The 13,962-nt window shown below is 74.7% G+C and carries 5 protein-coding genes; 3 read left to right on the forward strand and 2 right to left on the reverse strand.

Annotated features, from left to right (window positions below; all coding sequences use genetic code 11):
* Both WCS02_RS10765 and WCS02_RS10770 read left to right on the forward strand, forming a co-directional pair.
* Window positions 1–871: carbohydrate ABC transporter permease (locus WCS02_RS10765; protein WP_422665419.1), on the forward strand; the 871-nt coding region annotated here is incomplete at its 5' end.
* Window positions 872–963: 92 nt separating this feature from the next.
* Window positions 964–3,309 (forward strand): beta-xylosidase/alpha-l-arabinosidase, encoded by a 2,346-nt coding sequence (locus tag WCS02_RS10770; protein WP_376984303.1) that lies wholly within the window; start codon window positions 964–966, stop codon window positions 3,307–3,309.
* Between the two features lie 1,139 nt (window positions 3,310–4,448).
* Here the strand turns inward: WCS02_RS10770 and WCS02_RS10775 are convergent.
* On the reverse strand, window positions 4,449–8,522 hold the full coding sequence (locus tag WCS02_RS10775) for an endo-1,4-beta-xylanase (protein ID WP_340292910.1): 4,074 nt from the start codon (window positions 8,520–8,522) through the stop codon (window positions 4,449–4,451).
* Between the two features lie 233 nt (window positions 8,523–8,755).
* The gene (locus WCS02_RS10780) at window positions 8,756–9,526 is read right to left on the reverse strand and encodes an SDR family NAD(P)-dependent oxidoreductase (RefSeq protein WP_340292913.1); all 771 of its coding nucleotides are present in this window, start codon (window positions 9,524–9,526) and stop codon (window positions 8,756–8,758) included.
* 235 nt (window positions 9,527–9,761) lie between these two features.
* Between WCS02_RS10780 and WCS02_RS10785 the strand changes: the two genes are divergently transcribed.
* Window positions 9,762–13,962 (forward strand): Ig-like domain-containing protein (locus WCS02_RS10785; protein WP_340292915.1); only part of this gene is annotated, 4,201 nt, incomplete at its 3' end.

Here is a 13,962-nt window from a genome sequence, read left to right on the forward strand (position 1 = left end):
GGTAGCCGCCGGCCGCGCCGCTCGCCCCGCGCCGGCCCGCCGCCCGCGCCCCCGGATCGGCGCCACCACCGTCGTCACGTACGTGGTCGCGCTCGTCGTCGCGCTGTTCTCCATCGGCCCCGTGGTCTACGCGGTGCTCGGTGGGTTCCGCGACAACGGCCAGATCGCCGCCGACCCGGTCGCGCTGCCGGACCCGTGGGTGTTCGAGAAGTACCAGCTCGTCCTCACCAGCCCGGACTTCTGGCGCCAGGTGCTCAACTCCACCCTGGTGGCCGGCCTCACCACCACGATCGTCACGGTGCTCGGCGTCATGGCGGCGTTCGCCCTGTCCAAGTACCGGTTCCGCGGCCGCGAGGCGCTGTACACGTTCTTCACCCTCGGCCTGCTGTTCCCGCTGACCGTGGCGATCCTCCCGCTGTTCATCCTGGTCCGGAGCCTGGACCTGCTGAACAACCCGCTCGGGGTCGCGCTGCCGCAGGCGGCGTTCGCGCTGCCGGTGACCATCGTCATCCTCCGGCCGTTCCTGCGGGCGCTGCCCCAGGAGCTCGAGGACGCCGCCATGATCGACGGCTGCTCCAAGCTCGGGTACTTCCGCCGGATCGTCATCCCGCTGTCCGGGCCCGGCATGGTCACCGTGGGCGTGCTGGCGTTCGTCGCCTCGTGGAACGCCTACCTGCTGCCCCTGCTCGTCCTCGGCGACGGAGACTCCTACACGCTGCCCCTGGGCACGGCGAACTTCTCCACGCAGTACACCTCGGACACGGCCGCGATCCTGGCCTTCACCTCGCTGGCGATGATCCCGGCGCTGGTGTTCTTCCTGCTCGCCGAGCGCCGGATCGTCGGCGGCCTCAGCGGCGCGGTCAAGGGCTGACCCGCCCCGAGCCGCCCCTGCCCCACCCCGCCGGCGGTCTGCGCCGGCGCGCCCAGGACCCCTGCCGGGACCCTGACCCAGAGGAGCATCCCATGACGGACCTGCGGACCGCCGGCCCGACCCACCTCCCGGGCGACGACGCCCCGGAGCTGCTGCCCGCCGCCTCCGAGCGCGTGCGCGGCCTGCTGGCCCAGATGACGCTGCGGGAGAAGCTCGCCCAGGTCGTCGGCCTGTGGGTCGGGGCGGGCGCGGACGGCGAGGTCGTCGCGCCGCTGCAGGACGCCATGCTCGGCGAGGTCGCGCCGCCGTTCGAGGAGTTCGCCGTCGAGGGGCTCGGCCACCTCACCCGCGTCTTCGGCACCCGCCCGGTCGAGCCCGCCACGGGCCGCCGCGCCCTGCGCGACGCCCAGCGCTGGCTGGTGGAGAACACCCGGCTCGGCATCCCCGCCATCGCCCACGAGGAGTGCCTGACCGGCCTCGCCGCCTGGCGGGCCACCACGTTCCCGACGCCGCTGGCCTGGGGCGCGAGCTTCGACGGCGAGCTCGTCGAGCAGGTCGGCGCCGCGATCGGCGAGAGCATGGCCGGGCTCGGGGTGCACCAGGGCCTGGCCCCCGTGCTCGACGTCGTCCGGGACGTGCGCTGGGGCCGGGTCGACGAGTGCATCGGCGAGGACCCGTACCTGGTCGGCACCATCGGCACCGGGTACGTCCGCGGGCTGCAGTCCGCCGGCGTGCTCGCCACGCTCAAGCACTTCGTCGGGTACTCCGCCTCGCGCGCCGGCCGCAACCTGGCCCCGGTGTCCGCGGGCCCCCGCGAGGTCGCCGACGTCCTGCTGCCCCCGTTCGAGATGGCCGTCCGCGACGGCGGGGTGCGCTCGGTCATGCACTCCTACGCCGAGATCGACGGCGTGCCCGTCGCCGCGGACCGCCGGCTGCTCACCGAGCTGTTGCGCCACCGCTGGGGCTTCGACGGCACGGTCGTCGCCGACTACTTCGGCGTCGCGTTCCTCCACTCGCTGCACCACGTGGCGGGCGACCTCGGCGAGGCGGCCGGGCTGGCGCTCGAGGCCGGCGTCGACATCGAGCTGCCCACGGGCAACGCCTACCTCGACCCGCTGCGCGAGGCCGTCGAGGCCGGCCGGGTGCCCGTCGCCCTGCTGGACCAGGCCGTGCTGCGCGTGCTGCGGCAGAAGGAGGAGCTCGGCCTGCTCGACGCCACCTTCGACGACGACGGCCAGGACGACCTCGTCGACCTCGACCCCGCCGGCCACCGGGCACTGGCCGCCCGCCTGGCCGAGGAGTCAGTCGTCCTGCTCACCAACGACGGCGTGCTGCCCCTGGCCGCCCCGCCCACCGTCGCGGTCGTCGGCCCCAACGCGGACCGGCTCGAGGCGCTGTTCGGCTGCTACTCCTTCGTCAACCACGTGCTCGGGCACCACCCCGAGGTCGGCACCGGCCTGGTCGTCCCCACGGTCCTGGAGGCGCTGCGCGACGAGCTGCCCGACGCCGTCCTGACCTACGCCCAGGGCTCCGCCGTCTCCGACGGCGACCGGTCGATGATCCCCGCCGCGGTCGACGCCGCGGCCGCCGCGTCGGTCGCCGTCGTCGTGGTCGGCGACCACGCCGCGCTCTTCGGCCGCGGCACCGTCGGCGAGGGCTGCGACGTGGACGACCTGGAGCTGCCGGGCGTGCAGCGCGAGCTCGTCGAGGCTGTCCTGGCCACCGGGACGCCGGTCGTGCTCGTCATGCTCACCGGCCGGCCGTACGCCGTGGACTGGGCCGTCGACCGCTGCGCCGCCGTCGTGCAGTCGTTCTTCCCCGGCGAGGAGGGCGCCGCCGCCATCGCCGGCGTCCTGTCCGGCCGGGTCAACCCGTCCGGGCGCCTGCCTGTCAGCCTGCCCCGCTCCGGCGGCGCGCAGCCGTACTCCTACCTGCACCCCGCGCTCGGCGCTGCGTCGTCGGTGACCAACGTGCCGACCGCGCCGGTGCTGCCCTTCGGCCACGGCCTGTCGTACACGAGCTTCGGCTACGAGGACCTGCAGCTCACCTCGGCGCAGGTGCGCACCGACGGCGAGATCGAGCTCGAGGTCACCGTCCGCAACGACGGCGACCGTGCCGGCACCGAGGTCGTCCAGCTGTACGGCCACGACGTGGTCGGCTCCGTCACGCGCCCCGTCGCCCAGCTGCTCGCCTACGGCCGGGTCGAGCTCGGTGCGGGGGAGCGGGCCCGGGTGCGCCTGACCGTGCCGACCGCCCGCCTGGCGTTCAGCGACCGGTCGATGACCCGCGTGGTCGAGCCCGGCGCCGTCGAGCTCTGGGTCGGCCGGTCCTGCGAGGACCGCACCCTCGAGACCTCCGTGACCCTGGTCGGCGGCCTCCACCGCCTGACCGCCGAGTGCCCGCGCTGGTCGCGGGTCGAGGTGCTGCCCCAGGCCTGACGGCCCCAGACCACCCGGCCCCGCCCGGCACCGGGCGGGGCCGGGTCTCCAACTCGCTGGCGGCGCTCCGCGGCTTCCGAGGGTTGGGCGCCCGACGCCACGTGCCGCTCTGCCGCCCGACCCCGGTCCCGTTCTGGGACCTGATGCGGCACGCCCGTGCAGGCGACCCCGTTCTGGTCCCACGAGCGGCGGCGCGCTCTGGTCTGCCCGCGACCGGGATCGAACGGTCGTGGCGCGGGGCCTTGTTCAGCCGTTCGATCCCACTCGAGCGAGCGGGGGCCAGCGGCCCAGCTCTGCGGCCCCGTCCGGCCCCGTCCGGCCCCGTCCGGCCCCGTCCGGCCCCGTCCGGCCCCGTCCGGCCCCGTCCGGCCCCGTCCGGCCCCGTCCGGCCCCGTCCGGCCCCGTTGTGGGACCGAACCGGGCTTATCGCCGTCCTGACCAAGATCTGGTCCCACAACTCGGGGGGCAGGCCCGACCAGGTCCGCGACTGGGACCGAACGGTCGCGAGACGAGGCCGGCGACGCCCCTTACGTCCCAGTCGCGGAACCGGGACGGACGAGACGGACCAGCCACGGGCCCCGGTCCCGGCTGCTCTGGCACGAGACCCGGCTCCCCAGGTGAGGCGGCTGCGCTCTCGCCCCGCCCCGCCCCGGCCCGGCCCGGCCCGGTCCAGGCCGGTCCTGGACCGGACCGGTCTCACCAGGTGACGCGGCTGCGTTCCCGGCCCGACCCGGGCCAGGTCTATATCGGGACCAGACCGGTCTCGTGAGGTGACGCGACCCCGGTCTCGTCCCACCAAGACCCGGTCCGGGCCTGTCCCGAGACCGGACCGGCCTCGTGAGGTGACGCGGCGCGAACGTGTCCCCCCACGATCCGGTCCAGAACTGTTCTGGGACCAGACCGGGGCCGACGGGTGACGCATCCCCGATCTGGTCCCACAACCGGCTGCACCTCCCTGGGGGCTCACGACTGGGACCGAACGGGTGTCGCAGCCCCGCTCCCGCACCCGTTCGGTCCCAGTCGCGGGGGCACGGACGCACGCCGGCAACCAGGCGACGACAGAGAGGCGCGGCACCCCCGCAGGGGTACCGCGCCTCTCGTGCGCCGGCCCCGTCACGCGGAGGGGGCCGGCGAGTGGGTCAGGGGCGGCCGCGCACCGGGACGGCCGGGCCCTGGACGACCACGTAGGTCGAGGCGGTGACCGCCCCGGCCGTGGCGGTCAGGGTCTGGCGACCGCGGTCGGCGCCCGCGGGCACCGTGACGCTCGCCGTGGCCGTGCCGTCCGCGCCGACCACGACGGAGCCGAGGTCGAACGAGGAACCCCGGCGGGCGCCGAGGATGAGCTCGACCGTGCTGCCGGCGACGTAGCCGGTCAGCCGGACGGGCACCGTGGAGCCGAGGCGCAGGTGCCGGTCCTCGACGGTGACCACGGGGTCGGGCTCGGGCTCGGGCTCGACCACCGGGGCGGCGACGAGCTCGCCGACCCCCCAGCGCGCCGTGCTCTGGTAGCCCAGGCCCGTCGGGTCCGCCCAGGAGCGGACGGACGTGCGCGCGCCGGCGGTGGCGTCGTTGACCTGGAAGTCCAGGCCCTGGAAGGAGCCCAGGCCGCCGGACTCGAGCAGGCTGACCGACGCCTCGACGACGTAGCCGCCGGGGACGACGCGGGTGGCCGAGACCAGCCGGTTCTGCTGGAACGCCTCGTCGCCGGTGCCGAACGACGTCGCGCCGAGGTAGCTGATCCGGATCTGCGTGTCGTCGTAGCGGTAGGGACCGTTCTTGACGTTGCCCGTGTCGAGGAAGATCTCGAGCGAGTCCTGGATCCACGGGTCGGAGCCCGTCGCGTCCAGGGTCGGGTCGGTGACCTCGGCCAGCACGTACAGCGTCTGGTCGCGCCACAGGGTCCGGACGGCGGCGGTGGCCCCGCCCGTCCCCTCGATCTGCTTGTCGGTCGTCACCACGGACGCCGCGGACCAGGCCGCGTCGACCGTGCCGTCGATCGTCGGCGCCGCCGAGGTCTCGACGACCTCGGTGTACGACAGCGCCTCGACCAGGGTGAGCGTGCCGAGCGCGCCGGGCGTGTTCCACCCCGACGTCGCGATGCCGTCGGTGACCCGCAGGTCGAAGCCGACCTGGTCGCCCTCGGCCGCGCCGGTCACCGGCAGGTGCACGACGACGTCGTAGCCGGCGGCCGTCGTGGTGACGACGCCCCGCACCGAGCCGGTGCCGTCGCGGCGGAAGGTGTGCTCGACCCCGTCGACGACGAGGGTGAGCCCGTCCGCGGCCTGCACGGTGGCGTCGGTGACGGACACGTAGGCCGTGAGGTGGTCGCCCGCCCAGCGGAGCTGGAAGTCGGCGACGTCCTCGACCGGGAACAGCGGGAGCCGGTCCCAGACGCCCGAGGAGGGGGCGTCGGCGGTGAGCGGCAGGTCGCCGGCGAACACGAACTCCGCCTGCTGGCGGGCCGGGAGCTCGCCGTCGACAGCCCCGTAGTACGCGGGCTTGCCGGTGAGCGTGTCGTCGAAGAGCAGCGGCGCGCCGGAGTCGACCCGCCAGCTGCGCCCGTCCGTCAGGCCCCACACCGTGACCGAGAAGAGCTCCTCGGAGTACTCCCGGAAGACCCGGAACGCGTCGCGGTAGTAGTAGCCCTGCTCGACCAGGTTGGCCTGCGTCACCGGGGTGCCGATGGTGACGTCCAGCTCGGACACCACCTGCTGCACCGGCAGGTCGGCGAAGGCCACGATCGCGTCCTCCAGCGCCTGCACCGGCATCGCCAGGCTGACGTGGAACTGGTGGCCGACGGCGTCGACGGGCACGTCGCGGGCCAGGAGCCGCTCGACGAGCGCCTTGAGCCGCGCCTGCTTGCCCGACTGCTCGGTGTTGTAGTCGTTGATGGTCAGCAGGACCGGGCGGTCGCTGCCCTCGGCGGCGTAGACGTCGTTGAACGCCTCGTCCGCGTAGACGAACGCCAGGTCGATGAACTCCTCGCCCAGCACCCGGTACCACTCGCTGCGGCGCAGCCCGTCGGACTCCGCGCGGCCGTCGGAGACGACCTCGTTGACGACGTCGAACGCGGTGAGGGGGTTGGTCTCGCTGCCGAACTCGCCGTACCCGCCGCCGGTGCTCAGCGCCTCCGCCACGGCGAAGATGTGCGTCCGCATCCGGTCGCGCAGGACCTGCTTGTCGGCCTCGCTCGTGGTGAGCGGGGTGCCGTCGGCGGCCTGGAAGAACCACGCCGGGGTCTGGCTGTGCCAGACCAGCGTGTGCCCGTAGACGTCGAGGTCGTTGTCGACCGCGAAGTCCATGAGCGTGGTGGCCTCGGGGTTGGTGCGGAAGGTGCGGTCCGCGGTGTACCAGGCCTCGGGCTTCATGTAGTTCTCGCTGGTCACCTGGTCGAAGTGCCGCAGCAGGAGCTGCGACGCCGCGCCGGTGGTCTCGCGGGAGTCGATCGCCACGCCGGCGGGGAAGTCGACGGTGTCCTCGAGGGGGAGCAGGTCCTCGACCTGGGGCGCGTCCTGCGAGCGGACGACGACGTCGTCGACGTACAGGTCGGCGGTCGTGCCGTCGGGGTAGGCGGTCTCCAGGTACAGGAAGGCCGAGTCCGACGGGGGCAGCTGGTAGGTGGCGGTGACCTGGGTCCAGCCGCCGGAGGTGATACCCGTGAACTGCGCGACGGTGTCGAACGACGTCGCGCCGCCGGAGGTGCGCTGCATGCTCAGCCACACCGGCGCCGAGCCGGAGCCCAGGCGGACCCAGGCGCTGATCTCGTAGGAGGTGCCGGGGGTGAGCAGGCCGGTGACGTCGTAGCCGATGCCGTCGCCCTGGGACGTGCGCCCGGACACCAGCGCCGACTGCGTGCCGGTGTGCGCCTGCGCCGTGGTGACCGCGACGGTGGGGTCGCCGGCCGCGTCGCCGCGCGGGACCCAGCCGCCCAGGCCGTCCTCGAAGTCGGTGGACAGCACGACGCCGCCGCCGGGGGTGCCGGTGCCGCCGTCGGCGGCGCCGCCCTGGGGGAGGGTGAAGGTGAAGCCCTGCGCGAGGCGCTCGTCGACGACCGTGCGCACGGCCGCGACCGTGGCCTCGCGGTTGCCGCCGCCGTCGTGGGCCAGCGCGACCGCTCCCGGGGTGATGGCGCCCCGGAGGTTGGCGGTCAGGGTGGCGACGGAGAGGTCGTTGCCGTCCCAGTCGAGGATGACGTTGCCGAGCCCGAGGGGCTGCATGCCCAGGGCGACGGCGACCTCGGGCGTGACGCCCCAGCTGCCGTTCGGCGCCCGGAAGTACGGCACCTCGGCCTCGGGGTCGCCCAGCGCGGTGCGGATGGTGGCGAGGTTCGCCTTGAGGTCCGCCTCGACCTGCGCCTGGGTGAAGGACCCCATGTCGGCGTAGCTGGTGGAGTGGTTGCACAGGGTGTGGCCCTCGGCGACGATCCGCCGGAGGATCTGGGCGCCGCCCGGGGCGGTGATGTTCTGGCCGATGACGCAGAACGTGGCCGTGACGTCGCGCTCGCCGAGGTAGTCCAGCAGCGCCTCGGTCTCGCCCGGGTTGGGGCCGTCGTCGAACGTCAGCGCGGCCACGTCGCCGGTGCCGCGGGCGCGGCTGACCTGGGCGACGGTCGGGGAGACGGCGCCGCCGAGGACGAAGGACGGGTCGGGGGTGGGGACCCAGGGGCCCTCGCCGCCGCCGTCGCCGTCGCGGGTGATGACGATGTCGTCCACCAGGTAGTCGTAGGGGCCGGTGAGGTCCGCCGTGCCCAGGTACACCTGGAGCGTGGCCGGGTCGGCGTCGGCCGGCGCGGTGAAGGTGCCGCTCACGGTGGTCCACGCGTCGGCCGTCATCGTGGTGTTCCCGACCCACGTGTACGCGGGCTTGACGACGAAGCGGACCCCGGCGGGGCCCGTCGTCCCGGGCGCGAGCCGCGCCCTCATGGTGAAGGTGTGCGGCACGCCGGGCTGGAGCAGCCCGGTGGGGCTCTGGATGCCGTCGAAGTCGGCGGTCCGGCCGCTGACCAGCAGCGCCGGGTCGCCGTCGACGGGGACGACGCTGAGCGCCGGTCCGCCGCTGGCGGTCCACGGCGCGTAGCTGCCGTCGGAGAAGTCGGTGCTGACGACGACCACGGGGTCGTCGCCCGACGTGGTGGCGCCGGTCGCTGCGACGGGTGCCGCCGCGACCGTGCCGCCTGCCACGAGGACGGCCAGCAGGCCGGCTCCCCAGGGCATGCGACGAGGGGTGGTACCTGGCATCTTCTCGCCCCTTTGCGATGGATACGGGTGGGATCCCGGTCACCGTAGGCATGCGCCGAGGAGAAAGGCCAGAGGTCCGACGAACTTTTGTAGAACGTTATCGACATCGTTCTACGTGACAGCGTTGTCAGCGGCCGGGAGAGCGTTCCCACGGCCCCGCAGGGGCTCCGGGCGTACCGCCCGTGCCCGCGGGCCCGGGGGTAGCGGGGTCAGGGCAGGCGGGCACCGGTGAGCCCGGCGAGGCGGTCGAGGAGGGCGTCCTGCAGCGCCGTGCCCGTCGCCGCCGGGTTCGGCTCCTGCACCTCGAACCGCTTGAGGTAGGCCCCGGTCACCCGTGCGCCCTCGTCGTCGGAGGTGGCGAGCCACACCTGTGTCGCGGCGCCGTCCGCGACGTCGTCCGTGGCCTGGGGCCCGCCCATGCGGGTGCGGATCCACCCCGGGTCCACGGTGGTGCTGAGGACGTCCGGCCACAGCCGGGCGACGGCCAGGGCGAGGACCACGTCGTGGAGCTTGCTGTCGGAGTAGGCCTGCATGCCGTCCCACGCCCGCTGCTCCCACTGCAGGTCGTCCAGGTGCAGCCGGCCCCGCTCCTGCAGGCCCGACGTGAGGTAGACCAGGCGGCCGGGGCGCGGCACCAGCGCGGTGAGCAGGTACGGCGCGACGGCGTTGACCTGGAAGATCCGCTCGAGGCCGTCCTCGGTGACCTCGCGGGCGGCGGCGTCGCCGCCCACCCCGGCGTTGTGGACGACCGCGTCGAACGGCCCGGCGGCCGAGGCGGCGGCGGCCAGCTCGCGGGTCTGGGCGAGCGACGCCAGGTCGCCGACCAGGACGTCGCGCACCTGCGGCAGTGCGGCGCGGACATCGTCGGCGCGGGCGGCGCTGCGGGCGTGGGCGACGACGTCGTGGCCGGCGGCCAGCAGCTGGCGGGCGGTCTCCAGGCCGATGCCGTCGGCGGACCCGGTGACGAGGACGAGGGACATGCGTGGGCTCCGGGGGGGTCGGGGGAGGGGTGCGGGATCCGTCCCCAGCCCAGCGCAGACTGCCTCTGGGCGCACCCCGGGACGGACGCCCGCTCCCCGCGCCGCCCGGCCCGGCGCACGCACGGCACCGCTGCGGCTGGTCGCGCTGGGTGACGACACGCCCGGACGGCTCAAGCCGGTGACGCCGCGTGCCGATCCCGCGTGCGGTCCCGCCCCGCAGCCCCTGGAGAAGCAGATGCCCGCACGTCGTCGTCCCCGCGCCGCCCTCGCGGCCGGTCTCGCAGCGAGCCTGCTGCTGGCCCCGCTCGTCGTCCTGGGGGGAGGTGCACCGGCGTCGGCGGCCGCGACCTTCGCCCAGCGGTTCTCGGCCAACACCAACGGGTCGGTCCTCATCAGGGGCAACACGCTCATGACCTGCGCGTCCTCCGACGCGGCCTGCGCCACGGCGCAGTCGTCGACCGGCGGCAGCATCCAGCGCAACAACAGCTTCGCCGGCACGTTCGTCGACGTCGACGGCGACCCGTCGACGTTCAGCTCCTCCTCCGCGCAGGTGACCGTCCCGGCCGGCGGCAGCGTCCTGTACGCCGCCCTGGTCTGGCACGCCCGCACCGAGGGCGGGACCCTCCCCCAGGACGTGACCAAGCGGGGCGAGGTCAAGCTCAGGCTGCCCGGCAGCAGCTCGTACACCACCGTCGTGGCCGACCAGCTCGACACGCTGGCCACCCAGTCCGGCGCCTACCAGGGCTACACCGACGTCACCAGCCAGGTGCGTGCGGCAGGCTCCGGCGTCTACACCGTCGCCGACGTCCAGGCGTCGAGCGGGGTCATCGACCGCTACGCCGGCTGGTCCCTCGTCCTTGCCGTGTCCGACCCGCTCGCCCCCGCGCGCAACCTCACCGTCTTCAGCGGCCTGCAGTCGGTGACCGGGACGACCCCCGTGACGATCCCGCTCGAGGGCTTCGTCACCCCTCCTGCCGGGGCCGTGCGGACCAGCCTCGGCATCGTCGCCAGCGAGGGCGACTCCGGGGCCACCGGGGACGTGCTCAAGCTCAACAGCACCGTCATCGGTGACGCGCGCAACCCGGTCGACGACTTCTTCAACTCCTCGGTCTCCGAGGGCGGCACCGAGACCACCGGCCGCACCCCGGCCTACAACAACCAGCTCGGCTTCGATGCCGACCAGGTCAGGGCCGACGGCATCCTCGCCAACGGCGCCACGGGCGCGACGATCAGCCTCACCAGCACGGGCGACGTCTACTTCCCCGGCGTGGTCACCTTCGCGACCGAGCTCTACGACCCCAAGCTCCTGGGCACCAAGACGGTGACGGACCTCGACGGCGGGCAGACGCTGCCCGGCGACGTGCTGGAGTACACCGTCCCCGTCCAGAACATCGGCATCGACGTGGCCAGCGACAGCACGTTCTTCGACGCCGTCCCCACGGGGACCACGTACGTCCCCGGCTCGCTCACCGTCGACGGCACGCCGCTGACCGATCAGGCAGGCGACGACCAGGGCAGCTTCGTCACCGACCTCAACCAGGGCCACCTGCTCGTGCGCGTCGGTGCCGGGGCCACCCCCACGAAGGGCGGCGAGGTCCCGGCCGACAGCCCTCCGACCACCTACACCGTGCGCTTCCGCGCCGTCGTGGACGCCGACGCCACCGACGGCCAGGAGCTGCTCAACGCCGCGGCCCTCACCTACCGGGGCAAGACCACCGGTGCGGCCGCGGGCTCGGCCACCAACGCCGCCCTCCGCACCGTCACCGCCGCCCCGCTGAGCGGCGGCGGGACCAAGCCCACCGCCACCTCCCACATCGTGTCCTTCACCCCCCGGCCGACCTCGCGGACGCTGACCCTCGACGTCCTCGCCGACGACACGGACCCCGACTCCGACACGCTGGCCATCGCCGGGGTCACCGACGCGGCCGGCGGCTCGGTGACCGTGAACCAGGACGGCACCCTCACCTACAGCCCGCGCGACGACTTCGCCGGGCGCGACGTGTTCACCTACACCGTCACCGACGGGCGGGGCGGCACCTCGACCGCCACCGTCCAGGTGGACGTCGTCAACACCGCCCCGGTGGCGGTGGCCGACACCGCCACCACCCCCGCCGGCACGGCCCGCGTCGTCGACGTCCTCACCAACGACACCGACCCCGACGGCGACACCCGCCGGGTGCGCAGCGTCAGCCCGGCGAGCGCCCGCGGCGGCCAGGTCGAGCTGCTCGGCGACGGCACCGTCCGCTACACCCCCGGCCCCGTGCGCGGCACCGACACCTTCACCTACGTCGTCGAGGACAGCCGCGGCGGCAGCGACACCGCGACCGTCACGGTCACCGTGACCAACACCGTCCCGGTCGCCGTGGCCGACTCCTACGCCACGCAGGCCGGCGCGCCGGTCGCGCTCGCGGTCCGGGCGAACGACACCGACGCCGACGGCGACCCGCTCACGGTCGCCGTGGTCGCCGGCCCGGCGGACGGCACCCTCGGCCTCGCCCCCGACGGCACCGGCACGTACACGCCGCGGGCCGGCTTCCGGGGCACCGACTCCTTCACCTACCGGGTGTCCGACGGCCAGGGCGGCACCAGCGCCCCGGTCACCGTCACGGTGCGGGTCAACGGCGCGCCCGTCGCGGACGACGACGCGGAGAGCACCCCCACCGACCAGGCCGTCACCCTCGACGTGCGCGACGGGGACAGCGACCCCGACGGCGACCCGCTCACCGTCACCGCGGTGACCCAGGGCGCGCACGGCGCGGTCCGGGTCGACGCCGCGGGGACCGTCACGTACACGCCGTCGACCGGCTGGGCGGGCACGGACTCCTTCACCTACACCCTGTCCGACGGGCAGGGTGCCTCGGCGACCGGCACCGTCACGGTGGTCACCGACAACGCGGACCCCGTCGCGGTCGCCGACGTCCGGGGGACCGGGCCCGGCGTACCGGTCACGGTGGACGTGCTGGCGAACGACACCGACCCGAACGTCACCGGCGCCGACCCCGAGCCCAGCGGGCAGGAGCTGACGCTGTCGGCCCCCGTCGTGGACGACGACGCCGACGGCGAGGCCGCGATCGTCGACGGGAAGGTCGTCGTCACCCCGGCCGACGGCTTCAAGGGCGACATCACGGTCACGTACACCGTCTCCGACGGTGCCGGTGGCAGCGACCAGGGCACCCTGACCGTCACGGTCTCCGACGCGGCCCCGGTCGCGGCGCCCGACGGCCCGGTGACCACCGGCACGGACGCCTCAGTGCTGGTGGACGTCCTGGCCAACGACGTCGACACCAACGACGACCCGCTCGCCGTCGTCCCGGAGACGATCACCGTGCCGACGACCGCCGACGGCCAGGAGCGCGGCACCGCGGTCCTCGAGGGCGGGAAGGTCCGCTACACCCCGCCCGCCGGCTTCGCGGGGACGGTGACGTTCTCCTACACCGCCACCGACGAGCCCGGGAGCACCGACCCGGCCCGCCGGTCCACCACGGTCGTCACGGTCGTCGTGGCAAACGCGGCCCCGGTGGCGAGCCCCGGCACGGCGACGACCGCCTCCGGCACGCCGGTCACCGTCGACGTCCTCGCCGACGTCACGGACGCCAACGTCCCGGGCACCGACCAGCGGCTCAGCGTCACCGGCGCCACCGCGACGGCGGGCGCCGGCGTGGTGGTCGGGACGGACGGCCGGCTCACGGTCACCCCCGCCGCCGGCCACAAGGGCGCGGTGGTCGTCACCTACACCGTCTCCGACGGGGCGGGCGGCACGGCCACGGGCACGCTGACCGTCACGGTCGGCGACGCCGCGCCGGTCGCCGGTCCGGACACCGCGGGCACGCCCTACGCGACCCCGGTCAGCGTCGACCTGCTCGACGACGACACCGACGCCAACGGCGACACCCTGTCGCTCGTGCCGGGCAGCGTCACCGCCCCGGTCGACGGCTCCGGGACGACGCGCGGCACCGTCGAGGTCACGGGCGGGGTGGCCCGCTACACGCCCCCGGCGGGCTTCTCCGGCGTCGTCACGTTCACCTACGAGGTGACCGACGGCGACCTCCGCACCACCGGCACGGTGACCGTCACCGTCGGCGGCGCGCCGCCGGCCGTCGCCCCGGAGACGGTGTCCGTCCCCAGCACGGGCGGCCCGGTGACGATCGACGTGCTCGGCAACGACCGTGACCCGGACGGGGGCCGGCTGACCCTGCTGTCGGTCTCGCAGCCCGAGCACGGGACCGTCGCCATCGTCGACGGCCAGGTCGTCTACACCCCCGAGCCCGGGTACACCGGCGTCGTCACGTTCTCCTACACCGTCTCCGACGGGCAGGGCGGCGTGAGCACGGGGACGGTCACCCTCGACGTCGTCGCCGGTCCCGCCCCGACCGGCAGCCCGGCCCCCGGCGGCGGCGCGGGCGGCGGCGCGGGGTCCGGTGCGGGCCCCGGCACGG

Origin of the sequence: Aquipuribacter hungaricus (genome assembly GCF_037860755.1) — a bacterium.
Classification (GTDB): domain Bacteria; phylum Actinomycetota; class Actinomycetes; order Actinomycetales; family JBBAYJ01; genus Aquipuribacter; species Aquipuribacter hungaricus.